This window comes from Aquibacillus saliphilus, assembly GCF_020404745.1.
Classification (GTDB): Bacteria; Bacillota; Bacilli; order Bacillales; family Amphibacillaceae; genus Aquibacillus; species Aquibacillus saliphilus.
Genome location: NZ_JAIZAP010000002.1, coordinates 178258 through 205036, shown reverse-complemented (window position 1 = coordinate 205036; position 26779 = coordinate 178258). Strand labels below are relative to the sequence as shown.

Here is a 26779-nt window from a genome sequence, read left to right as displayed (position 1 = left end):
TTTTCATAAACAGTAGTTATTCGCCACTCTGGCCAATTATTTTTAAAGGCGCGATCTCAATTAGAGATTCGCGCCCCGACGGTTAATTATGTAGTTATATCACAATTGAGCCTGATGTTGAATAATGAAATTAAAGCCCTTCCCAACGTGATTCGTCTGTAAATTCAAACTTAGCTGACTGTGCAAAGTTTAGACCCTTAGCGAGCCACGGAATCCTCTGACACCATAGTAAGATGACGCACCATTGTGGTACACGAAGACTTGCCCGAAGCGGTAGTCGCAAAAAAGGGCACCACCAAGTTCTCTAATATCAGAGGGGGTTTGCACCCAACTCGACGTTTTCATATCGAACTTTTCTAGTTCCTGCAACTCCCGGTATTGTTCTTCTGTTAAAAGTTCAATCCCCATGGCAGTTGCCATGTCAATAGCAGTATTTTCTGGTTTGTATTTTTTCCTCGAATTCAGCCCTTCACGGTCATAACAAACACTTCTGCGACCTTTTGGACTTTCTGCTGAACAATCAAAGAAAATGTATTCACCCTTCTTGTTATCATGACCAACAACATCCGGTTCACCGCCAGTAGATTCCATTTCATTGAGCGACCACAGTGATTCACTATTAGCATCCAGCTTTGCTTGGACTTTAGCCCATTCAACATCTTTATGGCGGTGCATGTTTTTCTCAAAACGAGCTTTCAATACTCTCAGTAATTCTTCACGTTGTTCTAATGACAATTCCTTTTTAATTTTCTTTGTCATGTTAGCTTCCCCCTTAATCATAATTGTTTAAGTATGAATAAATAGTTATTTTATAATAAATGTTTAATAAATTATATGATTAATTTAATTGTGTGTTTTCTATTACCCCAAAAATTCGGATAATCTGCTTTATCTTGAATATTAAATTCACTCATTTTCTCAAGTAATTCGCAATTCACCGATTCTTTCCATTTAATTCGAAACAAGCCCTTGGAGCTCTGTAGCCAGCTTATGTAATGTCGTTGGCAAATTGCGTAATACCTGCTTCTTCGGGTGAAGCGCTCCTATGATACTTCGCTGCAGAAAAGCCAATGATAAATGTCCCGTGATCAGAGAACATTGACGTATTCCACTTGATTTGCAGTTTCAAATGTGGAAATTTATCAGCAATCCACGCCAAAATTCCCTCTGTTCATTCGCGATGATTGGGAATATCGATACCTGCTAAATATTTTTCAAACACTTTCATGTTGTCCCTCTTAAAATAAACAATATGCCATTCCAGAGAAGTTACTTCATTAAAACATCTCACTATGTATTCAATTATGTTTTTGAAAATAATTCCCCTGTTCATTGTAACATTTCTGTTTACTTAAGTGCCTCCACAATCTGGCCTGATTGCAGAACGCAAGATACTCTGCATCTGAAGTTGAACAAGAGCACTATGAGGTACTTAAATACTTTGTATTATACCCATAAGTTGATACACCATTAAACTTTGACGCTTTTTCAGGATTTAAAATGCCTATTAAAGCAATGGTAGAAAGAGATCCACTAGCAGTTTATTTTATAATTTTCAGGTAAACTTACAACAGGTAGCCCATTAAGGAACAACAAAATTGTTCTTAAGATTCGGTTTATAAGAAAACCTTGTATTAGCTTACAAAACAAGCAGACTTATATAGTCTGTCTTATTTGGAATACAATAGTATAATGTTTCCATTTATCCTAGGGGCACGCCTCTTTTTTTATTCTCTATTTCTTTCACCTATACCTTACTATTCCATTTTCATAAAATATAGTAACTTTCTTAAGGTGGTGAAAAAAGTGGAGAAGTTTATTGCTAGGCTTAAAGGGGAAAATGAGGTCCCTCCAGTAATGACGGGTGCGTTTGGCACGGCTAAGTTTATTACCAATAAACAGGGTACTAAATTAAAATTCAAACTTGAAGTAAATGATATTGAAAATTTTGTTCAAGCACATATTCATTTTGGTGCCCGTGGTGAAAATGGGCCCGTTCTAGTGTTCTTATTTGGAGCTGATTTAATTACTCTCGAAGAACAGCATGGAATTAGCACTCGCCGGGGAATTATTACTGGAATTATTACGAATGAAGATATTATCGAAAATTCTGTAGGTGTAAATAGTATTCGAGACCTTCTAAAATTGATGCAGAAAAAACTCACTTACGTTAACGCTCATACTGAACAAAATCCGGATGGAGAAATCAGAGGACAAATTATCCCTGTAAGTTAGTCAGCATTTGCCATTGGGAGAGCTCCACTAAGATGAAAGGGTAAGGCATCTGTCCCATTATTATTTGTTAAACGATACAGCCATGGTATCTCTCCCCGGCTATACATAATTGATATTTTCAGGTGAATTCTGATTTTTGAATGTATCATTAAATGTTTCAATACTTATTTTTTGGAGTAGTTTTAAATCTTCATGGTTGCACTTTGTTATTTTTAAGGTCATTTTAATATGTCGCTCCTTTAAATAATCAATAATTTCTCTTATATTCCTATTTACAGATTCCCAGTCTTTTTTTCTATATTTTTTCTTACTCTTAGAAAATCGCTTCCGCTTCGCTTTCCGAAACCCCCTCTACTGCAAAGCTATTGGAATAATCATTTGCTCTTTTTATAAAAAGATAAACACTTTTTCCTTTCTCCGCTGGAAAAGGTTTCAAGTCTTTTTGCCTAAGTAAACAATTGTATTTTATCCTCAAGAACAGGATGAACTTCGCCTAACTCAACTCTTTTAAAGCTGCCACTAGATCTGGTAATATTTCTCTCCTAGGTTAGTAAAAATCAATTCTTCTTAGTTTTGATTGGTAAACTAAGAGTCTCCCATGCAAATACATTTGTATTTCCATTGCCATGATATCCTCCGCAGCCATTGCATCTGCTTTGGTAACATGATCAGTATCAAATAGATGATTAGGTAAAAAAGTAAAACCATTCTGTAGAAAAGTCACCATGATAGAACTAGAAAGCACCGTGCACAGTAACCTATACATCAAGCATAAAATAAGTTGAGAGTTAAACAGGAGGAGGACAATCATGTATTCAAATCAAGATCTAAATCACCATGGTACAATGTATAATGCTTATTATCGTATGCCCAATGACATTTCACTTGTAAATAATATACAGAAAGCGATTAATGCAGAGTATAGTGCAATTACTTGTTATGAGCACTTAGCTAAGGTGGCACCTACCAATGATGTAAAGGAAAAAGTACTTGAGATACAAAAAGATGAAAAACGGCATTTTAAAGAGTTTAGCAACATTTATAGAAATTTAACAGGACAACAACCCACTTATACAATTATTGAAAACTGTCCTAAAAAGTATAGAGCAGGAATTGAATTCGCTTTTAAGGATGAACAAGAAGCAGTCGATTTCTATTTAGATATAGCCGATCAAACGAAAGATTCTTTTATTAAAGATAGATTTCGACGTGCAGCAGCAGATGAACAAAATCACGCTGTTTGGTTTATGTTTTTTATTTCAAATGTAACAGATAGTATCAAAGTTAGTCGTCAAATTGAGAATTACGGAGCTAAAGGAGCATTAACTGATACAACATTGACAATCCCTCAAATGCTAACTTATGCGCTTCAAGATGAATACTTGGCACAAACAAGGTATGATAATATTCTTGAAATCTATGGTAACATTCCAACTTTCACAAGAATAAAACAAGCCGAAATGAGACATATAAGTGAATTATTACCTTTATTTCAACGGTATCAAGTACCATTTCCAGAAGATTTATCGCAGAATTTTATAACTACACCAGAAAGCATTAAAGCATCCTATGCAGCTGGTGTACAAGGTGAAGTAGATAACATTGCTATGTATGATAAGTTTTTATCATTTGAACTGCCTGTTGATATGAGAACAGTCTTTCAACAATTACGTAACGCCTCTTTAAATCATCTTGCTGCATTTGAAAGAGGACTGGCTAGAGATTAATTTTCAAAACATCACTCTGTTTTAAAAGTATAATAGGTATAGGTGTCCTTGTTTACCCTATTATACTTTTCATCTTCACTTGCAGATAGACATTTTATTCTATATCTATTGGTGAATCAATATGATTTTCATATGTTTCAACATAGAAAATTCCATTAGCAGACAAAGCTACATATAATACGTCATGTTGATTCAAATTACGTTTCTATAATTCCGAATGTAACCATGACTCTGTTAATCTCTTTTTTTTCTAATTTTTCCTTCATTACTTCTCCGCCCATAATAAGTTCAATTGGCAATTTGAATTCAGGAGTTACTGGGACCCTTAAATCTTGTCTAGTAACATATCTGAATTGAATTTTTTAAAAATATTAAGTCGGTATTATTTATTAAATTTGGATTTACTTTTTTCAATCGTTTCATGATACTGAGCAAACTCAAACGATATTTCAGGTTTTCTCCGTGTCGATACTAGGCAAAATCCCACTAGGATTTCGCCGTTAGTCACGACCAATCGTATTATTTAACTTCGCACGATATTTGTCCTTCCAAGTTTCCGAGTCCTTCACTAGTTCGTCACAGAAAGCTGCAACATCCTCCCCTGTAAGGTCAGTGACTTTTTTACCTTCCGCTGCACCTTCCTCGAACATGTCTATAATGCCGTTAAAGATACGACTAATGTCTTTCCAGTCAGTAGGTCCACCAGCGGTCCACATATATTTTTGGATAGCTTTGTAAGCATTGTGGTACTCACTTGGAAGTGTCTTTGCACGCGCCTCCATCGCCTTCCATTCTCGCTTATCATCCAGACTTCCGATAATTTTTCCGAAAATACTCATATTGCATCTCCTTTTTATTTTATTTTATTTTTGAGTTCGTTAATTTTACTTGATACGAATTCCCATTTGTTCCAAAAAACGTCAAGATGCTCCTGACCTGATGCGTTTAGTGTGTAAAATTTTCTCGGAGGTCCCTTAGTAGATGGCTTTTTCGTGATGTCCACCAGATTGTTTTTCTCAAGCCGCATGGTAATCGTATAAACTGTGCCTTCAACCACATCGGTGAAGCCAAGTTCTCGCAGCCGTTGCGTGATTTCATATCCGTAAGTTTCTCCACGGCTGATGATTTCAAGAACACAACCCTCAAGAACCCCTTTCAACATTTCTGTAATATATTCCAAATTTATCCCCCATTTGATTTCACTATATATTTTTTCAGTTTCTACATCAATGGTAATAAGTACTACTAACTACCAGTATATAGTAATACAGAATAGCAATCTTTGTCAAGAATAAAAATCTCGACAGAAACCTTGTTATTGCGGGATTAACAGGTGCTTTCATCAAACTTTGACATCAATAATTTAGTCTGATCCACAAATTCAATCATTTTGAATACATCTTCAAGTATTCGTTTAAAACAAAGTGAAGGGTCAACTTGATAATTGCACATTTGTTGCCTTTTCGTGGACATCTTAGACATTTTACTCTTGATAAACACCAAACGGTACATGACTCCTTTTTTTTCTAGTACCACCCTATCACTCATCATTAAAATAGTGAGCTTCCAAAGTAAGAATAAAGGTGGTTGCTCGCTAACATAGAGTCGTATAGTGTTGATGGATGCCTCGAATTAATAGACCACCTGTATTTCATAAAATACGTTTATGAAATACAGGTGGTCTATTTGTATCTTTTACTATCTTTACGTATTTTGAGAAAGAAAAACTTTCGCAGGTACACCTCCAACAATAGGAGGTACATCCTTATTCAGAACTGCACCAGTAGCAATAATAGCACCATCACCAATGTTCAAACCAGGAGCAACTGTGACATTTGCTCCAATCCAAACACCTTTACCAATCCTAATAGGGATACACTTAAGGAAATTATGGTAATAAAGGTCATTTGAGCCCACATCAATAAGAATGCTATGTCTAACTGTTTCACATGCTTCTTTTAACATTTCTTTAACTTAGTCACATCCGAACATCGCTGTAGCTATGTACTCACCCTTTTTTTTCAATACTGCAAACATATTTACTTCCTTGAGATAGTTGTCTAGAGTAGTAGAACTTAATCCTACAATTCTTTTTACCGAAATGAACAATTGCATTTTATCCTTTGAGTAGAACAAAAACAGTTAATACTAGTAGTGACCAAATCAAGCTAAGACTGAATCATGCATGATTCAGTCTTAGCCACCAGCTTTTCTAAGGTAACAATACCTTATCAATAACATGAATCACGCCATTAGACGCTCCTATATCCGCTTTAATAACTTTTGCTTTATTGACCATTACAGGATCTAGTGATATTTCCACTTTTTTATCTGCGAGCGTTTTGACCTTCATTCCATCTTTTAAATCTCCAGACATCACTTTATCTGGTACCACATGATACAGTAGAATCTTCTTTAAATCATCCCTTGCTAATAGCTCTTCGGCTGTTATATCTAGTTCCTTTAATAGCATTTCAAATGCTTCATCTGTTGGTGCGAATACAGTAAAGGGCCCCTCTCCTTTTAATGTGTCAACCAAACCAGCTTTTTCTAATGCTGCAATCAATGTACTGAAGTTACCTGCTTCTTTCGCAACATCGACAATATCTTTTTCAGTTTCAGATTTCTCTGCAGCAAATACACCACTTTCAAATGACAGCACCAGCATAACAGCAAACAGCATCATCGCTAACTTTTTCTTTAACATAAGTAATTCCTCCTTGATTAATCTTTTATAGAGCTACACAACACGACTACTATGTTCCTTTATCCTAAAATCCCACCCCCAAATACAAACGCTCTAAAAGGTAGTATTCTAATAATCGATGTATTTATCCTAATTTCAACCAAAAAATTCTATAATTTTACTTGTTTTTTAAAAATAATTAAATAGCTGTATCAAGAAAAATCTTTATATTTAATCAGTACTATGCTCCTCTTGTTAGTCGAAATGTTTCGTTATTGCGTAGTATCTGTCTACTTCGTAATACACGAGTTAATCTGACCCGTTTGAAGATGACCGTTCATTAATCTGCTGACCTCAATACTGGGTACACAAAGTACAATATAACGACACTAAGTATTAAAGGGAGTGAACTCCAAGCCATTATGAATTAGCATTACTCTTTTGTATTGTTTGACAAAAAATATTGGAGTGAGATATAAAATAGCACTTTCATTTAAAGGGATAAATCCTTAACAAAGTGACTAGGTAACAAGTTTATATATTTCTTAAAAACTTTTATAAAATATTGGTAATTACTATAGCCGACTTCTAGCACAACCATCGTTATCTTTTTTTCTCCAGTACTTATTATGTCTGATAATTTGAAGGTTCCTCAAATAACTTCTCTTTTATCTGTTTGCCCATAACAATGACACAACTAAATCTTATATCCTAAAGCTGCACTGTTTTATTTATTAACAGAGAAACTTAAAAAACAGGATGATATGTCCTATTTCATATTGTGTATACTATATGTCTATTATAAGAGAACTGCCACTTACATTATTGAAGTTTAAGTACCTCCGCATGAAATTATTTGCTATAATGGAAAATGCTGTTACAAAATAATACATCTTTGGAGGTTTACAGATGAAAAAATGGATTGTTTTTCTATTATTCTGCTTACAACTATTGGTGATTGTGGGATGTTCGGAAGAGAAGGCTACCTCAATCGTAGATGAAAAGGTTAAAATAGGCGTTATGTTGTCGGACGTCGGACTTGGCGATCAATCGTTTAGTGATTCTGCTTATTCAGGACTTGAACAAGCACGGGATGAATTAGGAATTCTGTTTGATTACCGAGAGTTAACACAAGTTGGTGACTATGAAACTGGTTTAACACAACTAGTAGAACAAGGGAATGACCTAATCATTGGGCTTGGTTTTATGGTAGAAGAAGATTTAAAAAAGGTAGCCCAGGAATATCCAGAGCAACAATTCGTTATCGTTGATAGTGTGATAGATCTACCAAACGTGACAAGTGTGACGTTTAAGGAACATGAAGGTAGTTTCCTAATTGGAGCAATAGCTGGAATGAGAACAGAATCGAATGTGGTTGGTTTTATTGGAGGAACGGATACCCCTCTGATCAGAAAGTTTTTAAATGGGTATAACCAAGGGATTAAAGCCACTAATCCTAATGCTAAAGTTATATCAAGGTTTGCCGGTGATTTTGGTGACGATAAACTTGGCGCAAGTTTAACGGCTGAACTCATACAAGAAGGTGCAGATTACGTGTACCCATCAGCTGGTTTTACTGGTGTGGGGGTTATTCATAAAGCACAAGAAGAAGGGATTTATTCCTTTGGTGTTGATTCTGATCAATACTTTTTAGGAGAAAAGACCGTTGTAACATCGATGCTAAAAAATATTGATGTAGCTATGTTAAAAATATCAAAGGAACTACATGAAAATGGAGAACTAGCTGGTAACGATTTAGTACTAGGTTTGAATGAAGATGGTGTAGACCTTGCTCCTGTTCGTGTTCTTTCGCTGACATCTGCAGAAAAAAATCAATTGGATAAGCTGAAGAGTGATATCAAATCAGGTGTCATTACGGTGACAGAATAAAAAGAAAGGGTGAATACAATGAGGCTTAAACAAAAATTAATGTTAAATGCACTATTACCGTTAGTAATTGCTTGTGTCATTATTGGCTTTATCATTTATCAAATGACACAGATTCAATCATCAAATGCGGAAAATGTAGACCAACTGGTAAATGTCGAAAAGTTAACTAGCTCCGTTTTATCTGTTGAACAAGGACTCAGTAGCTTTTCTTTAAATAAAACAGATTCCAGCGCCGAATCGGTGCAAATTAATTTAGAAAAAACACGAAATATACTTAATCAGTTAGCTATTTTAACAGTGGAGCAGCAGGAACAAGCCACTAAAATTGAAGAAAAGTTATCAGAATTAGAGAATGAAGCAACTGTAGCCTTGGAAAATAAGGATGCTGCGGAAGCGAAAAAACAATCGATTCGAACACGTGGAATACAAAATGATATCTATCTATTACAATTGTTGATTGATGAAAACTATCAAACAGCACAAGCAGAATTAATAAAGAAAATTGAATTTATTATTGGCTTTGCTATTGTTGCGGGATTAATTTTATTAGTTGGAACAAGTACTGTCTCCTTCATTATGACGAATAAAATAGTAAAACCAATTTACTTTTTAGCTAATCAAGCTAACGCCATCTCCAACGGTGACCTTACAAACTCGTTAGAAAAGACTACTAGAAAAGACGAGATTGGTCAGTTACATAATAGTTTCGTCAAGATGAACAACGATTTAAAAGACCTAATTTCCAACGTATTAGACACAACACAAAGTGTAGCTGCTTCCGCTGAACAATTAAGTGCGAATACATTTGAAGCATCTACTGCTACAGAACAAATCTCCAGTGCGATTCAAGAAGTTTCTGCAGGTTCTGATAACCAGTTGGCCAATGTAGATGAATCAAACAAGAATGTGGGACAAATTTCCAGTGACATTGACTCAATATCAAACCGAATCGAACGTGTGACGGAATCATCACATGAATCCTCACAACAATCATCACACGGTATGGAAACAATAGGCCGTGTATCCGAGCAAATGGATATCATCAATCGTAATGCCGAAAGTACAGGTAGTGTTATTGAAGGATTAAACAAACATTCAAAAGAAATAGGCAAGATTGTGGAAATGATTACCGATATTGCTGAACAAACAAATCTCCTTGCCCTAAATGCTGCGATTGAAGCGGCACGTGCAGGTGAGCACGGTAAAGGATTTGCGGTTGTAGCTGATGAGGTAAGGAAATTAGCGGAACAATCGGGACAATCAGCTCGCCAAATAAGTGAATTAATTTTAGTTATACAAGAAACGACAAATGATGTTGTCAACTCCATGGAAGTTAGTAATTTAGCTGTTCAAGAAGGAACAACGTTAGTTAATGAAGCTAGTAATTCTTTCGATGGTATTACCAAAGCGATTACAAGTGTTGGCGAACGGATGGAAGAAGTAATGATATCTCTTAACCAAATAAATACAAATAAAAATGCATTAATTACGTCTATGAATAATGTTTCTGAAATTACAGAATTAACCTCTAGTCACTCACAAGAAGTGGCTAGTGCAACAGAGGAGCAAACTGCTTCTATTCAAGAAGTTTCAGCTGCAACAAAAACACTAGCAGAAATGGCTCAAGAACTCCAAGACAAAATGAGTAGATTTAAGATTTAAAGTTCTTTATAAAAAGGGGTCAGGTACCGCATATGGACATTTGTCCATATCTGGTCCTGACCCCTTTATTCCCAGGTGATGCCTGAAACCAATCCCCATCAAAACAGTTACTCCACAATCCTATGTAATTTGTTAGTGACAAGTTGTATAATAAATAATAGGCAGTTCTATAAAAATTGATAGTTATTGAACAAACTATGGATACATGTCTATTTTTTATGAAGGATGATTGTTAAATCGGGGCATTTTATTGAAGAAAAAGTCTTTCCACTTATGCTAGAATTTAAATGAAATAATAAACATAAAATACATTAAAAAGTGAGGATTCACCATGATTGCAAAGACTGAAGAGGATTTTGATGGATTAAAAAAAATCGGAAAAATTTGTGGGTCTATTCGAGATGAATTAGTCCAATGTACTAAACTTGGAGTTACTACAAAAGAACTCGACGTTATTGCTAAGGACCTTTTTGAAAAAGCAGGAGCACAATCTGCACCAAAAGGAGAATACAATTTTCCTGGATACACGTGCATAAGCATCAATGAAGAAGTAGCGCACGGAATTCCGAGTGAACGGATCATTCAAGAAGGGGATATTGTAAATATTGATGTTTCAGGTTCTAAAAATGGGTATTTCGCAGATACTGGTATTTCCTTTGTTGTTGGGCAGGGAGAAATTATTTTACAGAAAATATGTGACGTTGTTAAAGAAGCATTCGACGCAGGATTTGAAAAGGCAAAACCAGGTTCGAGAATAAGCTCTCTCGGAAAAGCTGTACACAATGTAGCGGAACAGCATGGCTTAACTGTCATAAAAAATCTTACTGGACACGGTGTTGGACGCTCGATTCATGAAGCACCAGATCATATTTTCAATTACTTCTCTCGCTGGGATGACGAAATTTTAAAAGATGGTATGGTAATTGCCTTTGAGCCTTTTATATCTACATTTGAAGAGGAAGTTTTCCTATCAGAAGATGATGGATGGACTTATCTAACCGATGAAAGCTTTGTGGCTCAATACGAACATACAATTATTCTTACGAAGGAAGGACCGATTATTACTACGTTGTGAGCCATTAATATCACTGGACAAAAGGTCAGGTCCCTTGTCCCACAAAAAAACAGTGCCGGAAACTTCACGTAGACACTTATTCAAACGTGATACCCGGCACCATAACCTAACGAAATCTCTACTATACGGGGATAATATCACTGACCTCTTCATCTTTTGGTGGAGCACGAACCATTCCCTCGTGTCACAATAACTAAAATCTTCTGTTAACTCTATTCATATCAAATCCAGATACCTTAATACACTACTCCACCTTTTCATATGTGCATGCATCGGTCGAGCGGGAATAGCGGATTTCAATAAGAATCACCAAATTTGCCTGGAAGTAGAAGGAGGTTATGAGAACTTCGTTGAAATTATGTGTGACATCAGGTGCTTCAACTGGTATTGCCGATAAGCTTGAAAGCTTGGATTTAATCGAAAGGCAGCGAAGTAAGGTAGACCGAAGAGTTGTCACGGTGGTTTTATCTAAAAAAGGTGAAAATCTTGTGCAAGATAAGAAAAAGAACATGTTGAGTTATATCAATACATTTTGCAGGATTTTTCTGAGGAAGGGCTATTAAACACAATTGATATGTCAAATAAGATTTCAGACAGAATTGAAAGCTTTAACAACAAGGGGAAACGACGCTAGACAAAAACAAAAAAATATTGATTATAACTGAGAAACACAAGAAGTAGTCAATCCATTTCTTGTTTTAAATGGGGGGAACAATGAATGAAGATTTTAGTTACAGGCTTTACCGGGAAGATTGGCTCACAGGTTACTAACTATCTAAAGGAGAAAGATATTTCAATGTTATGTGCGGTTCGAAATGTCGAAAAAGCCACAGCTACGTTTGGTGATGGATATGAGTTTGTGAGTCTTGATTTTTCTGATCCAAGCACGTTTGATGGGGCGCTTGAAAATGTTGACCGTATCTTTTTAATGTACCCACCTGGTGAACATCTTCAATTTGATATCTTTTTAAAAAAGGCAAAGGATAAAGGGATTAAGCACATTGCCTATTTGTCGTTAAAAGACGTACAATTCATGCCATTTATCCACCATTACAAAATGGAAAAGCTAATCAAAAGCTCCCAGATTCCTTATACATTTATCCGAGCTGGGTATTTTATGCAAAACTTAAATGACTTCCTTTGTAAGGAAATCAAGGAAAGACAACGGATCTTTGTTCCAGCAGGTAAAGGAAAGACAAGCTTTGTTGACACAAGAGACCTTGCTGAAATAGCTGCTGTCTCGTTAATCGAATCAGTGAAACATAAAAACAAAATCTATGTTATCACAGGAAATGAAGCACTTGACTTTTTTGATGTTGCAAAAATCATGACTGATGTTCTTGGTATTAAAATTGAATACACTAACCCTTCTATCAAAGAGTTTAAAGAATTTATGAAAAAGGTAGGTGAAGATGAAGAGTTTGTTAACGTCGTCGTTGGTATTCATATTCCAACAAAGCTAGGACTAGCAAAAGGAATCCAACATGATTATGAAAAAGTAACAGGTAAAATGCCTACAAATATACAAAAATATGTTGAGGATTTCAAAGAAAATTGGATATAGGGTAGATTACTATATCAATCTTGTGATTTTTATGCAATTGTTCATACGTAGCGATTGGTCAGGATGCGCTTTTAAGTGTGATTGGCAATCAAACAAATGACCCAAAAAAACTGTTAACAAAAGTAGCTACCATCGCGACAAAAGCAATGGTAGCACATAAGTTTAAAACATTAATTGAAAGGCCTATTCTTAGTTAAACAAATCAACTAATTGCATAAGTTAATGGAGCAATTGACTTAACTCGTCAGCATGCCTTCGATTATTATTAATAATTTCCTCGACAATTCTTTTACTTTCTAGGTCTAAGTCTCCCTTGGCAACCTCCTCTGAGTATTGAACACCATAATTATCTACCCCTTTTAAAGCATCTTCTAGAATATCCCTCGTATTTTCAGAAAGCATCCTATCATGCATAAAGCTGTGCATTTTTCCAGATACGCCTTCACTATCGGCAGGAACGCCCTCTAAATCTTGGATTCGTTCTGCAAGCTTTTGAGCATTCTGCTTAGACTCCTGTTGCATCGATTGAAACTTTCGCTTTAAGTCGGTATTATCTAGATGTTGGATATGGTGTTCTAGAGCATGAATACCCAAGTATGTACCTCTTAATAAAGTATTTAATTCTTCAATAACAATTTCTTCGTTTTTCATAACTTCACATCCTTTTTTCTTATTATCATGAATTTAGGTGTTAATTATTCAAATAAAAGGTGCTTTAAAGTTAACAGGACTTTATTAAAACCAATCTCGAAAGTAATCTATTATTCCTCTTCTCAGTCTTAACTTATTTGAACAGGGTCAGGAACGAATATTGGTCTTTTTGTGGTATCTGACCCCTTCTATTCCTTAAGGAACCTCCTATGGTTGTAAAGTGGTCATTTTAATTTTATCAAAAGGTATCCTTTTTTACTTGCTAAATTTCAAAAAAGCGAAACCCGCCAACAATGAGTTGGAAGGTAACGCTTTTTTATTACTTCATACTGAGTTTTGTCCCAGCTTCTTTGTTCCTTATTTGCAATCTATTTTTTTTTATTATGTTCCTCTTTTTAGGTGTTTCTCTCACAAAATGACCCGAACCAAGCCAAGCAGCAAGGGCAAAGATTAAATAGATTGCTTGTGTTGCTTGAGCTCCCTGTAAAAGGAGTTGTAATCCCATTCCAAAGCCAAGTGCCGGAGTTGCAACCATAAATGTCCGAAAAATCCGTTCAAACCCTTTTTGAGAAGGAATTGGCCAAACACGTGAAAAAACAATCCCAAGTACAACACCCCATACTGTAACAATAAACAGTTGCACGAGAACTAATGGTGTTGGAAATGGCCAGTCTAACAAGTATGACCCGAGCAGATAGAACAGTTCCAAAAACAAAGTGATGCCAATCACTTTTCTAAAGGTTTGTAGTTCCATCCAAGGATGAAACCAAACAAGTGTGGTAAGTGAAATTGCAATTATATTTATTAAATTCAACGTATTTGCCTCCTTCCAAACGATACTTACCTATTCACTCTCTTTTGTTGCAGCAGCTTCTAGATTGTCATCCATTTCTGGTGCTCGAACATTTTCAATCAACTGCTGAATTTCAATTGGCGGTTCTGGTGTGTTTCGTGAAACGATGAAACTTACGATGAAGTTTAAGATCATACCAACAACACCGACGCCTTGTGCATTAATTCCAAAGAAGCTATCTATGATTGCTTCTTCTGTTCCAAAAATAGTTCTGGAAAGAATTAGACTAATCGTCACAAGTGTAAATATTAAACCAGTTAGAATACCCGCAATGGCTCCTTCTTTATTCATCCGCTTATCAAATATTCCGAGTAAGATAACCGGGAAGAGACTGGCTGCACCTAGTCCAAATGCCAAGGCAACCACTTCCCCTGCAAACCCTGGAGGATTTATACCAACGTATGCAGCAACTAAAAGAGCAACAAGTAATGATAATCGCCCGACCCGTAACCTTTGTTTTTCAGAAGCCTCTTTATTAAATATTCGATAATAAATATCATGTGATACCGCACTTGACATCGTAATCAATAAACCTGAGGCTGTCGACAGTGCTGCCGCCAAACCACCTGTTGCAACAAGTGCAATAATAAACGGTGCTAAATTTGCAACTTCAGGAGTAGAAAGTACCATAATATCCTTATCAATGATTACTTCATTGTCTGCTGAACCTTCTGAAAAGTTAATAATCCCATCTCCATTGAGATCGTTAAATTGTAATAATCCAGTTGTTTCCCATTTACTTACCCATTCAATATCCTGCACCTCCTCTAACGGTTGATCTGCAATCGTACTGATTAGATTATACTTTGCAAATGCACCAACTGCTGGAGCAGTTAAGTAAAGTAGTGCAATGAAAATAATAGCCCATACCGCTGACCAACGAGCAGCTCGAACATTTTTAACTGTATAGAATCGCACGATAACATGGGGTAAACCGGCAGTTCCTGCCATTAATGCCAAAGCAATCATGAATACATTAAGCATAGATAGGTTTGTAAATGGAGCCATGTACTCTGTCATCCCTAAATCGACCTGAATGGTACTCAATCGCTCTACAATATCGCTGCTAGTTAGCGCCAGCTGTGGAACTGGATTTCCGGTTAACTGGAGCGATATTGCAACTGCTGGAATTAGAAATGCAATGATAATAACGAAGTATTGGGTTGCTTGTGTCCATGTGATACCTTTCATTCCGCCTAGAAGGGCAAAGAAACCAACAATAGCCATTCCAATTAATACACCAACAATGATATCAACTTGTAAGTAACGACTAAAGACAATTCCTACACCGCGCATTTGTCCCGATATATAGGTTATAGAAATAAAGATTGTTGCTATGGCAGCAACCGTCCGTGCGGAGTTAGAATAGAAGCGATCCCCTATAAAATCCGGCACAGTGAATTTTCCAAATTTCCGTAAATATGGTGCTAACAATAAGGCTAGTAAAACATAGCCACCTGTCCAACCCATCAAGTAAATCGTCCCATCGTAACCCAAGAAAGCAACAAGCCCCGCCATAGAAATAAAGGATGCCGCAGACATCCAATCCGCTGCAATGGCAGCACCGTTCGCAACAGTAGGAACGTTTTGACCTGCTACATAAAAGCTGGATGTGTCCTTTACCCTTGAGAACCAGCCTATCCCCGTATAGAGGGCGAATGTAAATAGTACCATTATGATTGTAATTACTTCTACACTCAATTCAAAACCTCCTTACTCCACAAATTTTATTTTTCAAGCTTTTTTTCGTAATACTCCCGGTCCAATTTATCCATTCTGATAGCATAACTTAAAATTAATAGGACAAAAACAAGGATGGCTCCTTGGTGTCCAATCCAAAATGATAAAGTCACCCCAAAAAATGGAACTTCGTTTAGAGGGACGGCAAAAAGTACACCTCCACCTAAACCAACAAGGAACCAAATAACTAATAAACCACTTATAAACTTTATATTCTTCTTCCAATACCAATTCTGTCTTTCATCCAGTGTCTGTACTTTTTCTGGTTCTCCCATTATCTAACCCTCCTTCTGAGCGCTTACTTTCTACACTGACCTCATAAACAGTAATACCGTAAAAGTTGGGATGATCTTCTGCTTCATTCACCTCCAATAGAAAACGCTTACAGTTTTCGATTAGCAAATTGTTGTACATGCAATCGAGCTTTCTGTAGCTTGTTGACTATTATATTAAACGATGCATCAATAATTTGGATAATGTTCCGAAATGTATATTTTTTGGTTTAAAATGTATAAAAACTAGAGTGAATGGTAGGATGTTTACGTTCGATGGAGTGCTTCCATAAATCCTTTCCACGCTATTCTACTTACTGGAATTTGTGACTTTTCACAATCATTGATCACTAAGTTATACGCCCCATTAAACCATGGCGTAATTTCACATACTTCGTCCAAATTCACTAAATAACTGCGGTGAGGACGGTAAAAAGAGTAGCCCCGAAGTTTCTCCTCTAATTCTTTCAAGTTCATTTTTGTTTCGATGACTTCATTATCCAATTTATAGATTTTTAGAGTTTTACCCTCTCGTACTGCATATCCAATTTGTTTTGGATCGAGTATTCTTATTTTTTCTTCTACGGAGATGACCAGTTTATCAATCTGTGGGATACTAGCATCTTTCATACTTAACTCTGAACGAACGCGCTCCATCGCAACATGAAACCTCGCTTTGTCGTATGGTTTTAGTAAATAGTCCGTTGCTTGGATATCAAATGCTTGCACACCATAGTTATCATAAGCTGTCGTAAAAACGATAAGAGGTTTTGGTTCAAGTGGACCTTTTCGAAGTAGATGTGCAACGTCAATTCCATTGATTCCAGGCATATGTATGTCTAGAAAGATGACATTTGGATGAAAAGTTTGATAGAGTTTTAATAACTCCTCTCCGTTATTAGCACTTTCACACAAAATTACGTCGTGTTCTTGTTGGAGTAGATAGGTTAATTCCTCTCGTGCTATCCGTTCGTCCTCTGCAATCATTACATGCATTTTCATTTCAAATGACCTCCATTATGAAACTTCACTTTCAGATACTATTTCATCGTCACTCCTTAGATTAATTGGTAGTTCAAAGAACACAATCCCTCCATTGTCATGATTTTCAAAGTGCAATCCTGTGTGTTCTCCTAACAACCCTTTCATTCGCTCATTGATATTGTATAAGGCTAACCCATTTCCATCATTACCTGCTAAAGGTTCCTTGCCGATGGTAAGTAAAAGTTCTTCTGGAAAGCCCTTTCCATTATCCTCCACCTCGACAAAAACTCTGTCATCTATTTTCTTCATTTTAACCGTAATTTTTCCTAGTTCCTTCTGAATGTCAATACCATGCCGAATACTGTTTTCTACTAATGGTTGTAATGTCGCCGGGGGTATAAGTACATTCTCTAAGCCTGATTCAATGTCAATATTTACTTCAATCTGGTCGGAGAATCGTGCTTTAACAATTTCTAAATAGGCATTTAGATGATTTACCTCATCATGTAGTGGGATCAATGATGCATTTGCTATTTTTAAATTGGCCCGCATATACTGACTTAACTGTACAAGGATATGTCTTGCATATTCTGCATCCACTCGCAGTAGGGAATGGATCAGGTTGAATGTATTAAAAAGAAAATGAGGATTAATTTGTGCCTGAAGATTACGCATTTCCGCATCTTTTAATAGCTCTTTCATTCTTTCCGCTTCTAAACCACTAATCTGGTTTGAAATAAGTGTACCAAGTCCCCTCGCTAAAGTTGTCTCCACCGTGCGAATTTGTTGAGAATGACGATAGTATAAGTTTATTAACCCAATAATTTCCCCTGATTGATAAATAGGTACCATGATTGCTGTTGTTAATGGACATTTCTCAAAACGACACTGAATATCTTTTTTATTGTAGGCTACTTGAATTTCCCCACCTTCAATCGCTTTATGAGACAGTAGCATTTTTAGCCGATCGCCAGGACAATGATGATCCCTTCCCAGTCCAATATGTGCCAACACGTCTTTTCTATCCGTTACCGATATAGCATCGACATTTAACTCATCATAAAGTAACTGAGCAATCTCCTCAGCTTTATCTGAAAAGGAATCTTGTCTTAGTAATGGTAACGTTTTTTCCGTTATCGATAATGCGCGATTTGTTTCTAATGCAGCTTCACGCTCCGTTTCATTTAATGCTATCCGAATCATCATCGTAATAATTGCTAATGCAACGGAATTGGTGATAACTAAAGGAATTCCTATGGTGTTAACTAAATCGATTGCTACTTTTTGATTAGGTAAAAAGATTAATAAAAGGCCCATATGCAACACTGGAGGAAAAATTCCAATAAATAAAGCTTTGTTTGGCGCAATTACTCTTTCTTGTGAAAAAAATTGACCTGTCCAGCCAGCAGCTAATCCAGCTAGAGGATTTATGATACTATTTGCTATCCACCCTACATCACCTATTAAAAAAACGTAAAATGCTGCTATAATTCCAGATCCAAATCCTACAAACGGACCTCCTAGTAAACCCGCAATCATAACAATTACGAGACTAAAACCGACTAATATTTCGTCCTGTTTTACCTCCAACACCCACGGTGAAAACCGTATTTCGTCACCTTTTACCACTACCCCAATATGCGTTGCTATGATACTCAGTATTCCAAAAACAAATGCATGATAAATAACGGTTTCAACACTAATATCACGATCTAGTAGGGAGCGGAATATCGGAATTCTAGTTAGTATGAATGTGATGATAAGTAGCAAACCGATTCTCTCAAATAGGGTAATCGTTAGCTCAAACATCACTGTCGACCTCCGATACTGGTGTGGATCTTAACTTTTAATTCTTCGAAGCTAGTACCTTGGTTATCTCTTTTTGCACAGAATGCTCCCACTATCGCACTAAAAAAACCTAATGGAATCGCTATGATACCAGGGTTGTAAAGAGAGATGATACCTAGAACCTGAGGACCTAATACATAAAGAAAAAAAACCGCTATAAAACCTGTTGCAAGCCCTGTTAAAGCCCCTACTTTATTAAAGCGCTTCCAATAAAAAGTGAGTATTAGTAAAGGCATTATCGTGGAGGCTGCTGTAGCAAACATAAATGAAACTAAAAATGCAACGTTACTCTCTTTCATCCCTAGAGAGAGCAAGATGGACAGGCATCCCATCATAATCGCTGTAATTCGTGCAACACGCAGTTGCTCTTGTTCGTCTGCCTTTCTTTTTTTTATGATGTGAAAATAAATGTCATGAGAAAATGTAGAAGTTGCAGCAAATACTAAACCTGTAACTACTGCAATGATGGTGGCAAAAGCAACAGCTGTTACGAATGCAACAAGGAAATCTCCCCCCAGAAACTCTGCTAATACTAACGCTGACAAATTTCCACTCGGGTCTACGGTAACTAATTCTTCCCAACCTACAAAGCCAATCGCACCAATTCCTAATAGTAATGTCATCAGATAAAAAAGCCCTATAATCCAACTCGCTGTTAATACAGATAATCGTGTATCTTTAACGTCTTTCACTGTAAACATTCGAATTAATATATGAGGTAAACCTGCTGTTCCTAATACTAAAGCCAACATGAGCGAAAAACTTTCTATCACACTATCAAACAAATTACCTGGAAAAAAGAATTTCTCTCCTAATGGGCTGTTCTTAACCGTCTGATCCAATAATATTCCAATATCCCAGTTAACTCTTGAAAATAAGATAAGTATTAATAATATTGTTCCAGACATGAGCAGGACGGTTTTAATAATCTGAACCCAGGAAGTTGCGAACATTCCACCCCATACGACATACAGTGTCATTAAAATACCGATAATCCAAACAGCTGCAGCATAATCAACCCCAAGCAACAAGTGAATGAGTAAACCTGAAGCAACCAACTGTGGAATCATATACAAAAGAGATATGATTATTGCACTTATTGCTACAGCAAGTCGCATCCCGTTTCCTGGAAATCGCTCGGCAACTACATCTCCTAAGGTGTATGTACCGAGATTACGTACAGGTTCTGCAATAAGAAATAATAGAATGACGTAGGAAACTAGAAAGCCAGTAGCATAAATAAAACCGTCATAGCCATGAAATGCAATTAAGCCAGCTATCCCAAGGAATGATGCAGAGCTAATATAGTCTCCAGCAATAGCCATCCCATTTTGAAACCCTGTTAGGTTTCCTGAGGCTACATAAAATTGATGTGTCGTGTTACTTCGACCTGCAGCCCAGTGCGTAATGATTAGAGTTCCAACAACAATAGCAAGAAAGAAAACAAAATAGGTTAAATTCATACTATGACTCCTCAGTATTGATTATTTTCCTTTTTACAATGGTTGATATTTTTCTATCATAAATAGTAGCAACCCTCCAGTAATGCCATCCTAGTAACCAAGTAGCTATAAATAAGGTGAAAGCATATCCCCAGAAAAATACTAAAAATAGCTCCCCTAAGAAAGACGATATTTGATTTCGGTAGAAACTGATCAATAATGGCAAAACTAAATAAAAAAGGAGAAAGCCTACGATTGTCACAAGAAGATACCTCATTTTGTCATGAACCAATTCCTGAAATTCCTTATCTTCTTTTAAAGCCTCCATGTCTAAACGATCTTTTTCTAGCAATATATCACCTTCTCTCATCACAATATTATTTTAACATTCAATAAATTGCAAATATTCATGTTAGTCCTATTTTGCTATTTGATCAACTTTTTATCATCTATTTGATACAAACACTTCCCCAGTTCACTTCATAAGATAAGCTCCTATTTAGTTGTTTTATAAATCAAGACAAAGAATGCCTAATAAGTGTGACAATATTAAAAAAGTTTCAAAGAGGAGGGAATTTGTTGGTGGTGGATTGGCAGGGTATGTTGCAGCAAATTATCGATTCTAGTCTTAGAAAAAGGAAAATTAGCAATTCAAGATGGACCGCAATTAGGTTGGGAACAATATATTATTACGAAGAATTTCTTACCTAATAATACTGTAAATCAACAGTTACCACAAATAGGAGATGCGCGAAAACTTCTACTTCTAGATCAAATACCTACTATTTTATTTAGCATGGGATTTGGCTTCTCCCGATTACATTTTAGCTATTGGAGCAGGTCAATATTGGTAAGGTTGTAGCGAAAACGAGATGTTTATCAGAAATTATTTCAATGTGACTATTTAGACCAAATATATTCTGAAGTGTGATTTTCATGAATTCGCTAATATCCCTAACCAAAAGGTGCCTAGTCTTTTCCCAAAAAACGGAAAGTGACTAGGCACCCACATTTACTATTTAGTTAATAAGTGAATTAACCCTTCTTTTACTGTTGTCGCTGGGCGACCAAGTATTGTTTCAAAATCGCTATTTTCTACTTCTAGTGTACCTACACGGATGCTTTTTTGAATATTGACAAGCATCGGGATAAGGAATTCTGGTAGACCTGCACCTTTTATTATTTCAGCGTATTTCTCGTCATCTACTTGTTGCACTTCTACCTCTTTACCCAACACCTCGCCAACCGTTGCGGCAAATTCTTCCTGGCTCAATAGCTTTCCAGAAAGTTCATAAATGGTGTTCTCGTGTCCTTCTCCAGTTAAAACGTTGGCTGCAGCTTCTGCATAATCTTGTTGCATTGCCCAGCCAGCCTTACCATTACCTGCAGAAGTAACCCAAGGAGCACCCGCTTTTACTCCTTCGATGGTTGGAATTTCATTCTCCAGGTACCAGTTGTTACGTAAGAAGGAGTACGGGATCCCTGTTTTTAAAATGGCCGCCTCTGCTACTTGGTGTGGCGGAGCTAGGAAGTTTTTGCTTTCCTTTGCTCTTGCGATGCTTGTATAAGCAATGAATTTAACTCCCGCCCGTTCTGCTGCTTCCACTGCGTTTGTATGCTGTTTAATTCTTATTTCATTTTCCCCATCTGTTGAAATAATTAACAAACGATCAATATTTGCAAATGCAGTATCTAATGTTTCGGGCTGATTGAAGTCACCTTGACGAACATCGACTCCACGGTCTGTTAATCCAGTTGCTTTTTCTGGATCACGAACACTTACAGCCAGTTGATTGGCTGGAACAGTTTTCAGTATCATCTCAACAATTTTACTTCCTAGTTTCCCTGTAGCTCCGGTTACTAATAATTTCATATTCAGTACCCTCCATTAAATATAATAGTTGATCTTTCTTTTAATATTTCTTCAATAAAACACTTGTAACTATATTGATTACATGTAATAATTATAGTTACAGGTAATGTTTTTGTCAAACATTTACGTTCGCAAATATTTGATAGTATCTCACAAAATTAGCGTATAATAAGACTTGTTATCCATGATAAGTACTTATTTTGATTTTGAGGAAGGTGATTGTTTATGTCCATCAGTAGTCGGTTTTCTGTAGGAATTCATATATTGTCTTTGCTAGAGTTTAATAAAGATGGGGTAAGCTCATCAGAGTATTTAGCAGGAAGCGTTAACACAAATCCTGCCTTAATTAGAAAAATCCTCGGTATGTTAAAGAAAGCTGGCCTAATAGAAGTTCGTCCGGGAATTGCCGGTTCTAAGCTTGCAAGGAGTTTATCTGATATTACATTACTAGACGTCTATAAAGCAGTCGATGTCGTACAGGACAATGAATTGTTCAGCGTTCATGATAACCCAAATCCTAAATGTATTGTCGGAAAGAATATTCAAGATACAATTACTCCGATCCTATCTACCGCTCAAATAGCATTGGAGAAAGTATTAGGAAACGTAACCATTGAAGATGTTGTGAAGGATATAGAGGAAAAGGAAGAAAGACATTCATAACAGCAGGATGTCTTTTTTTTACGTAAAATAATCCATATCTTACCAATGGAGGGCGTTCACTTCATACTATTGTAAAACCTGGTGACTTAGGAACTAAAGTTGGGATGGTAACCGATGAGCATGCCCGTGTACTGAAACCAATTGAGGAACAATATGTAACTGGTAACTGTACAGCCTCTGTGATTTTAGTTATTAATTATTCAAACAGGAAGCAGAAAAGAGACCAGGCACTGTTCGAAAACAGGTATCATTCATGTAAAAAGAATAAGGCTGGTTTATAAACCCTTATCCCTTATCATCCACCTACGACAACTGTTGTTCAGCAAATTGACGATACAGTTCATGTGTTTTCGTCAGCTCCAGATGTGTTCCGGTTCCTGTTACTTTTCCTTTATCGATAAAGATGATTTTATCCGCATCTACGATGGTTGATAGCCGGTGGGCGATTACGAAGGTTGTTCGTCCTTCCATTAATCGTGCTAATGCTTGTTGGACAACACTTTCTGATTGACTATCTAAGCTTGCAGTCGCTTCATCCATCATCAGTATCTTGGGATCTCGTAAAAATGCACGAGCAATTGCTATCCGCTGCCTTTGTCCACCTGATAATTTAACACCACGTTCTCCTACCTCTGTGTCTAATCCTTTATCGAATGATTGAATAAACTGATCTGCATAGGCCATTTTAGCGACTTCCCAGAGACGTTGATCTGATATACTTTCCCGATCACTTAATCCATAACTTAAATTATCACGGATAGTTCCAGCCATCATCGCACTTTCTTGGGATACATAACCGATTTGACTGCGCCATGACTTCATCAAGAACTCGTTTATCGGTGTATCACCGATTCGTATTTCCCCTGCTGTTGGTTGGTAATACCTTTCTAACAAGCCAAATAAAGTCGTTTTTCCTCCGCCACTTGGTCCAGCAAAGGCGATCATCTCACCAGACTCTGCACGGAACGAGACATTTTCAATGATAGGCTCTGCCTCATTATAGGCAAAAGAAACATTCGTTACATGGAGAGGTTGATTGGATATATCCTTGTCGATTCCTTCTTGTCCCTCTTCCTCATCAATTTCCAAAATAGCAATGATCCGCTCCGTTGCACCCTTCGCCTTTTGCAATTGGGTGAAAAACATTGCAAACGAAGTAATCGGAAAAATAATTTGAAATAGGTAAAGCAAAAAGGCAACAAGCGAGCCTGTTGACATCGATCCTTCTGCAACACGGATTCCTCCATAAGCAATAATGACTACAATGACAACCATAACAACCAAATACATAAACGGTCCGATCATCGCGAAAATCCGGGCTTCCTTTAAACCGTAATTTAATAACTTTCCAACACCAGATACCCCTTTTTTCTCTTCAACCTTTTCAGCCGTTGAAGATTTCATTAGGCGAATCTCACTCAATGTCTGTTGGATTATCCCGGTGAAAACAGCTGTTTCATCTTGTAATCCTCGTGATATTTTTGCCATCTGTCCGCCAAGAGGGACCATAATTGCTACTGTAATTGGGACGGCTATCAACATGATTAATGTCATTTTCCAATCCATAATCAATAAGATTGTTACCGCACCAATAATAGAAATTAAACCGGTAATAAATTGTGGAAAATGCTGTGAAATTAAATCCTTCACAATTCCGGTGTCACTAACAACCCGACTCACCGATTCTCCGCTCGTTGTTTTATCAGAATAACTTACTGGTAACCGAATCAGTTTCAACCACATCTTCTCACGCAATCGAGCGACAATTTTTTGCCCTACTGCAGAGAGTAAATAAGTAGATACGCCGTCGATAACTGCTTGTAAAATAAAGACAACGCCCATTGTTATGATAAGAAAAATGCTTAATGATTCGACGGTAAAGCCATCAACTAATTCTCTAGTTAGTAATGGTATCGTAAGCCCGACAAGCGTTGTAATAACACTTCCTATTAAACCAATTGTTAGTGCCAATTTAGGTATGTTTGTTGATAACATTAGTGATATAAATGGTTTTAAACCATCTTTTTTTGAGGCCATTTTCTATTGCTCCTATGTAATACGTATTTTGAAGTCAAGAGAACCATTGTTTTCAAAAACATGAAACTCTTATATGTTTAATCAATTAACCTGCTTACTTCTCTTAAAGTCTTTGAATACAAGAACCTTTTCCCCACTATTTATAATTTGATTGTAATTGGTAAATGATAATTTTAAAAATGAGGGAGTTGTTTTTGTGCTTCAATCCAATTATTTTCAGAATAATATTGAATTAAATGAGTCAGTTGTTGAAACACAACAACTAAAAACATCCCTATGGTTAGACAGTGTCTTATTTACACCACAATGGTGGATTGGATTATGTCTATCTATTTTACCTTGGATAATATGGTTTTTAGTCAGTCAAAAAGATAGTAGAAATAGATTGCTCTATTCAGGTTTTATTATCATAATTATTGCTTCTTTTTTAGATTTTTTAGGTGTTCAATTTGGGTTATGGCTCTATAATTATGAAGTGTTTCCGTGGATGCCTGCATATCTACCTTGGGACTCAACGTTAGTTCCAGTAATAGTTATTAGTTTAATCGAGTACAAACCTCATTTCTCACCATTGTTAAAAGCACTAATTTTCGCTTTCTTATCTTCCTTTGTTGGTGGAAACATCTTTGAGTATTTTGACTTTTATAAAAGGATACATTGGGAAACTTATTATTCTTTTCCGATTTACTTTTTCATTTTTTTAATCGGATACTGGACAAGTTTACGAGATAACTATGCGCACTTTAAAATTCACTCAGGTGTTTGAGGCACTCAGCTACAGTGCAACTTACCTCCCTCTAATTCCGAAGGTTTACTGCTTTATATAATGAGCAAAAGAATCTTTATGAAGCTTTAAGACTAATCAAATAATGCATACTTAATAAAGTTAGCAGTGATAACTCAAAAAATTGGTGTCAGGTACTTTCTATGGAACCACCTTTTTTGAGGCTATATTCTTTTGTGCTGTGTAATTGATACTTTGTTTAAGTAAGGGGCAACTAACTTTCCAGCAACTAGGTTAAATTATATCATCTTTAGTAGTAGGAAAATAAATATAAATTATTATGTGGAACGAATAGTAGACTATTCACTTACCCATTTAGTAGGTCAAAGAAGGTTAATACTGCTAAATAACTTACTGGGAAAAGGGGAATCATTTTTGGCAATTTAGTATAAAATAAACACCTACAATAAAAATCAGCTGAATTTTGTCACACAAAAAAAGAGTCCATTATCATGAACTCTTCCCCACCGATTTATCTATGCTTCCTGAGAATGTCTGTTTTCTCTTCATCAATACCTGCCAGTTCATCAGTAGTAAGCTAATGAGAACCAAGATAAATCCGATTAAAAAGGTGAAACCAAATGGTTCTTTCAATACCAGCACACCCAACAAAACCGATACAAATGGAATTAAAAATGTAAGAAATGAACCGAACACTGCACCGCCTGTTGATACGAGCCTGTAGAAAATTACGTACCCGAGTCCAGAGCTGAAGCCACCTAAAATAAGTAATGGAAAGAAAATGGATGGTTCCGCGACCTTCATTACAACTCCTGGTTCAATAATTAACATT

Annotated in this window: 28 protein-coding genes and 2 pseudogenes; 10 read left to right on the top strand and 20 right to left on the bottom strand. The window is 36.4% G+C overall.

Features of this window, described 5'->3' with window-relative positions; all coding sequences use genetic code 11:
* Positions 1–189: 189 nt before the first annotated feature.
* On the bottom strand, positions 190–759 hold the full coding sequence (locus LD272_RS03560; RefSeq protein WP_226035215.1) for a DUF4256 domain-containing protein: 570 nt from the start codon (positions 757–759) through the stop codon (positions 190–192).
* 71 nt (positions 760–830) lie between these two features.
* Positions 831–1228: pseudogene (locus tag LD272_RS03555) on the bottom strand (iron chaperone).
* A 578-nt stretch (positions 1229–1806) separates the two neighbouring features.
* Between LD272_RS03555 and LD272_RS03550 the strand changes: the two are divergent.
* Positions 1807–2235, top strand: coding sequence for a CHRD domain-containing protein (locus tag LD272_RS03550; protein ID WP_226035214.1), 429 nt, complete (start codon positions 1807–1809; stop codon positions 2233–2235).
* 111 nt (positions 2236–2346) lie between these two features.
* On the opposite strand, the pseudogene LD272_RS03545 reads toward LD272_RS03550, so the two are convergent.
* Positions 2347–2457, bottom strand: a pseudogene (locus LD272_RS03545) (GNAT family N-acetyltransferase); the annotation flags it as partial.
* A 325-nt stretch (positions 2458–2782) separates the two neighbouring features.
* Positions 2783–2980, bottom strand: coding sequence for a hypothetical protein (locus LD272_RS03540; RefSeq protein ID WP_226035213.1), 198 nt, complete (start codon positions 2978–2980; stop codon positions 2783–2785).
* A 64-nt stretch (positions 2981–3044) separates the two neighbouring features.
* On the opposite strand from LD272_RS03540, the gene LD272_RS03535 reads away from it, so the two are divergent.
* On the top strand, positions 3045–3962 hold the full coding sequence (locus LD272_RS03535) for a ferritin family protein (protein WP_226035212.1): 918 nt from the start codon (positions 3045–3047) through the stop codon (positions 3960–3962).
* Between the two features lie 500 nt (positions 3963–4462).
* Here the strand turns inward: LD272_RS03535 and LD272_RS03530 are convergent, their stop codons facing one another.
* From LD272_RS03530 to LD272_RS21555, 5 genes are all read right to left on the bottom strand, one after another.
* Positions 4463–4801, bottom strand: a complete 339-nt coding sequence (locus LD272_RS03530; RefSeq protein ID WP_226035211.1) for a DUF1048 domain-containing protein — start codon at positions 4799–4801, stop codon at positions 4463–4465.
* 14 nt (positions 4802–4815) lie between these two features.
* Positions 4816–5142 carry a PadR family transcriptional regulator gene (locus tag LD272_RS03525; protein WP_226035210.1) on the bottom strand — a complete coding sequence of 109 codons (327 nt, stop codon included), beginning with the start codon at positions 5140–5142 and terminating at the stop codon, positions 4816–4818.
* A 524-nt stretch (positions 5143–5666) separates the two neighbouring features.
* Complete coding sequence (locus tag LD272_RS21715) at positions 5667–5927, bottom strand: DapH/DapD/GlmU-related protein (protein ID WP_439647376.1); 261 nt, start codon at positions 5925–5927, stop codon at positions 5667–5669.
* 247 nt (positions 5928–6174) lie between these two features.
* A complete protein-coding gene (locus tag LD272_RS03515; RefSeq protein ID WP_226035209.1) occupies positions 6175–6669 on the bottom strand; it encodes a fasciclin domain-containing protein in 495 nt (164 codons plus the stop codon).
* 472 nt (positions 6670–7141) lie between these two features.
* Positions 7142–7276, bottom strand: coding sequence for an AraC family transcriptional regulator (locus LD272_RS21555; protein WP_226035312.1), 135 nt, complete (start codon positions 7274–7276; stop codon positions 7142–7144).
* Between the two features lie 281 nt (positions 7277–7557).
* On the opposite strand from LD272_RS21555, the gene LD272_RS03505 reads away from it, so the two are divergent.
* From LD272_RS03505 to LD272_RS03485, 5 genes are all read left to right on the top strand, one after another.
* Complete coding sequence (locus tag LD272_RS03505) at positions 7558–8538, top strand: BMP family lipoprotein (RefSeq protein WP_226035208.1); 981 nt, start codon at positions 7558–7560, stop codon at positions 8536–8538.
* Between the two features lie 18 nt (positions 8539–8556).
* On the top strand, positions 8557–10200 hold the full coding sequence (locus LD272_RS03500; protein WP_226035207.1) for a methyl-accepting chemotaxis protein: 1644 nt from the start codon (positions 8557–8559) through the stop codon (positions 10198–10200).
* A gap of 331 nt (positions 10201–10531) precedes the next feature.
* Positions 10532–11275, top strand: coding sequence for a type I methionyl aminopeptidase (gene map, locus LD272_RS03495; RefSeq protein ID WP_226035206.1), 744 nt, complete (start codon positions 10532–10534; stop codon positions 11273–11275).
* A 338-nt stretch (positions 11276–11613) separates the two neighbouring features.
* Entirely contained in the window at positions 11614–11838 is a 225-nt protein-coding gene (locus LD272_RS03490; protein ID WP_226035205.1) for a MarR family winged helix-turn-helix transcriptional regulator, read from the top strand.
* Between the two features lie 155 nt (positions 11839–11993).
* Positions 11994–12839: an SDR family oxidoreductase gene (locus LD272_RS03485; protein ID WP_226035204.1), complete on the top strand. Its 846-nt coding sequence runs from the start codon at positions 11994–11996 to the stop codon at positions 12837–12839.
* Between the two features lie 219 nt (positions 12840–13058).
* Here LD272_RS03485 and LD272_RS03480 read toward each other — a convergent pair whose 3' ends face one another.
* The 9 genes from LD272_RS03480 to LD272_RS03440 form a co-directional block, all read right to left on the bottom strand.
* Positions 13059–13490 (bottom strand): DUF2383 domain-containing protein, encoded by a 432-nt coding sequence (locus tag LD272_RS03480; protein WP_226035203.1) that lies wholly within the window; start codon positions 13488–13490, stop codon positions 13059–13061.
* A gap of 319 nt (positions 13491–13809) precedes the next feature.
* Positions 13810–14304, bottom strand: a complete 495-nt coding sequence (locus LD272_RS03475; protein WP_226035202.1) for a hypothetical protein — start codon at positions 14302–14304, stop codon at positions 13810–13812.
* 30 nt (positions 14305–14334) lie between these two features.
* Positions 14335–16044: a sodium:solute symporter family protein gene (locus LD272_RS03470; protein WP_226035201.1), complete on the bottom strand. Its 1710-nt coding sequence runs from the start codon at positions 16042–16044 to the stop codon at positions 14335–14337.
* Positions 16045–16070: 26 nt separating this feature from the next.
* Entirely contained in the window at positions 16071–16358 is a 288-nt protein-coding gene (locus LD272_RS03465) for a DUF4212 domain-containing protein (RefSeq protein WP_226035200.1), read from the bottom strand.
* A 264-nt stretch (positions 16359–16622) separates the two neighbouring features.
* On the bottom strand, positions 16623–17357 hold the full coding sequence (locus LD272_RS03460; protein ID WP_226035199.1) for a LytR/AlgR family response regulator transcription factor: 735 nt from the start codon (positions 17355–17357) through the stop codon (positions 16623–16625).
* A 15-nt stretch (positions 17358–17372) separates the two neighbouring features.
* Entirely contained in the window at positions 17373–19148 is a 1776-nt protein-coding gene (locus tag LD272_RS03455) for a LytS/YhcK type 5TM receptor domain-containing protein (RefSeq protein ID WP_226035311.1), read from the bottom strand.
* Entirely contained in the window at positions 19148–20650 is a 1503-nt protein-coding gene (locus LD272_RS03450; RefSeq protein ID WP_226035198.1) for a solute symporter family protein, read from the bottom strand. The genes LD272_RS03455 and LD272_RS03450 overlap by 1 nt, the downstream gene beginning before the upstream one ends.
* Position 20651: 1 nt before the next feature.
* Positions 20652–20981, bottom strand: coding sequence for a DUF485 domain-containing protein (locus tag LD272_RS03445; RefSeq protein WP_255639627.1), 330 nt, complete (start codon positions 20979–20981; stop codon positions 20652–20654).
* A 663-nt stretch (positions 20982–21644) separates the two neighbouring features.
* Positions 21645–22502: an SDR family oxidoreductase gene (locus LD272_RS03440; RefSeq protein WP_226035196.1), complete on the bottom strand. Its 858-nt coding sequence runs from the start codon at positions 22500–22502 to the stop codon at positions 21645–21647.
* A gap of 225 nt (positions 22503–22727) precedes the next feature.
* Here LD272_RS03440 and LD272_RS03435 point away from each other — a divergent pair, with 225 nt between their 5' ends.
* Positions 22728–23165, top strand: a complete 438-nt coding sequence (locus LD272_RS03435; protein WP_226035195.1) for an Rrf2 family transcriptional regulator — start codon at positions 22728–22730, stop codon at positions 23163–23165.
* 104 nt (positions 23166–23269) lie between these two features.
* Complete coding sequence (locus tag LD272_RS03430) at positions 23270–23446, top strand: hypothetical protein (RefSeq protein ID WP_226035194.1); 177 nt, start codon at positions 23270–23272, stop codon at positions 23444–23446.
* A gap of 22 nt (positions 23447–23468) precedes the next feature.
* Here the strand turns inward: LD272_RS03430 and LD272_RS03425 are convergent, their stop codons facing one another.
* Positions 23469–25202, bottom strand: a complete 1734-nt coding sequence (locus LD272_RS03425) for an ABC transporter ATP-binding protein (protein ID WP_226035193.1) — start codon at positions 25200–25202, stop codon at positions 23469–23471.
* 196 nt (positions 25203–25398) lie between these two features.
* Between LD272_RS03425 and LD272_RS03420 the strand changes: the two genes are divergently transcribed.
* Positions 25399–25968, top strand: a complete 570-nt coding sequence (locus LD272_RS03420; RefSeq protein WP_226035192.1) for a CBO0543 family protein — start codon at positions 25399–25401, stop codon at positions 25966–25968.
* Positions 25969–26436: 468 nt separating this feature from the next.
* Here the strand turns inward: LD272_RS03420 and LD272_RS03415 are convergent, their stop codons facing one another.
* Positions 26437–26751, bottom strand: coding sequence for an EamA family transporter (locus LD272_RS03415; RefSeq protein WP_226035191.1), 315 nt, complete (start codon positions 26749–26751; stop codon positions 26437–26439).
* Positions 26752–26779 lie beyond the last annotated feature (28 nt).

What these genes read in the sequence shown, in the direction of transcription:
- LD272_RS03560 (WP_226035215.1), bottom strand. Translation starts at nt 759, where the DNA reads ATGACAAAGAAAATTAAAAAGGAATTGTCATTAGAACAACGTGAAGAA.
- LD272_RS03535 (WP_226035212.1), top strand. Translation starts at nt 3,045, where the DNA reads ATGTATTCAAATCAAGATCTAAATCACCATGGTACAATGTATAATGCT.
- LD272_RS03530 (WP_226035211.1), bottom strand. Translation starts at nt 4,801, where the DNA reads ATGAGTATTTTCGGAAAAATTATCGGAAGTCTGGATGATAAGCGAGAA.
- LD272_RS21715 (WP_439647376.1), bottom strand. Translation starts at nt 5,927, where the DNA reads ATGTTAAAAGAAGCATGTGAAACAGTTAGACATAGCATTCTTATTGAT.
- LD272_RS03515 (WP_226035209.1), bottom strand. Translation starts at nt 6,669, where the DNA reads ATGTTAAAGAAAAAGTTAGCGATGATGCTGTTTGCTGTTATGCTGGTG.
- LD272_RS03505 (WP_226035208.1), top strand. Translation starts at nt 7,558, where the DNA reads ATGAAAAAATGGATTGTTTTTCTATTATTCTGCTTACAACTATTGGTG.
- LD272_RS03500 (WP_226035207.1), top strand. Translation starts at nt 8,557, where the DNA reads ATGAGGCTTAAACAAAAATTAATGTTAAATGCACTATTACCGTTAGTA.
- map (WP_226035206.1), top strand. Translation starts at nt 10,532, where the DNA reads ATGATTGCAAAGACTGAAGAGGATTTTGATGGATTAAAAAAAATCGGA.
- LD272_RS03490 (WP_226035205.1), top strand. Translation starts at nt 11,614, where the DNA reads ATGAGAACTTCGTTGAAATTATGTGTGACATCAGGTGCTTCAACTGGT.
- LD272_RS03485 (WP_226035204.1), top strand. Translation starts at nt 11,994, where the DNA reads ATGAAGATTTTAGTTACAGGCTTTACCGGGAAGATTGGCTCACAGGTT.
- LD272_RS03480 (WP_226035203.1), bottom strand. Translation starts at nt 13,490, where the DNA reads ATGAAAAACGAAGAAATTGTTATTGAAGAATTAAATACTTTATTAAGA.
- LD272_RS03465 (WP_226035200.1), bottom strand. Translation starts at nt 16,358, where the DNA reads ATGGGAGAACCAGAAAAAGTACAGACACTGGATGAAAGACAGAATTGG.
- LD272_RS03460 (WP_226035199.1), bottom strand. Translation starts at nt 17,357, where the DNA reads ATGAAAATGCATGTAATGATTGCAGAGGACGAACGGATAGCACGAGAG.
- LD272_RS03455 (WP_226035311.1), bottom strand. Translation starts at nt 19,148, where the DNA reads ATGTTTGAGCTAACGATTACCCTATTTGAGAGAATCGGTTTGCTACTT.
- LD272_RS03450 (WP_226035198.1), bottom strand. Translation starts at nt 20,650, where the DNA reads ATGAATTTAACCTATTTTGTTTTCTTTCTTGCTATTGTTGTTGGAACT.
- LD272_RS03440 (WP_226035196.1), bottom strand. Translation starts at nt 22,502, where the DNA reads ATGAAATTATTAGTAACCGGAGCTACAGGGAAACTAGGAAGTAAAATT.
- LD272_RS03435 (WP_226035195.1), top strand. Translation starts at nt 22,728, where the DNA reads ATGTCCATCAGTAGTCGGTTTTCTGTAGGAATTCATATATTGTCTTTG.
- LD272_RS03430 (WP_226035194.1), top strand. Translation starts at nt 23,270, where the DNA reads ATGGTAACCGATGAGCATGCCCGTGTACTGAAACCAATTGAGGAACAA.
- LD272_RS03425 (WP_226035193.1), bottom strand. Translation starts at nt 25,202, where the DNA reads ATGGCCTCAAAAAAAGATGGTTTAAAACCATTTATATCACTAATGTTA.
- LD272_RS03415 (WP_226035191.1), bottom strand. Translation starts at nt 26,751, where the DNA reads ATGAAGGTCGCGGAACCATCCATTTTCTTTCCATTACTTATTTTAGGT.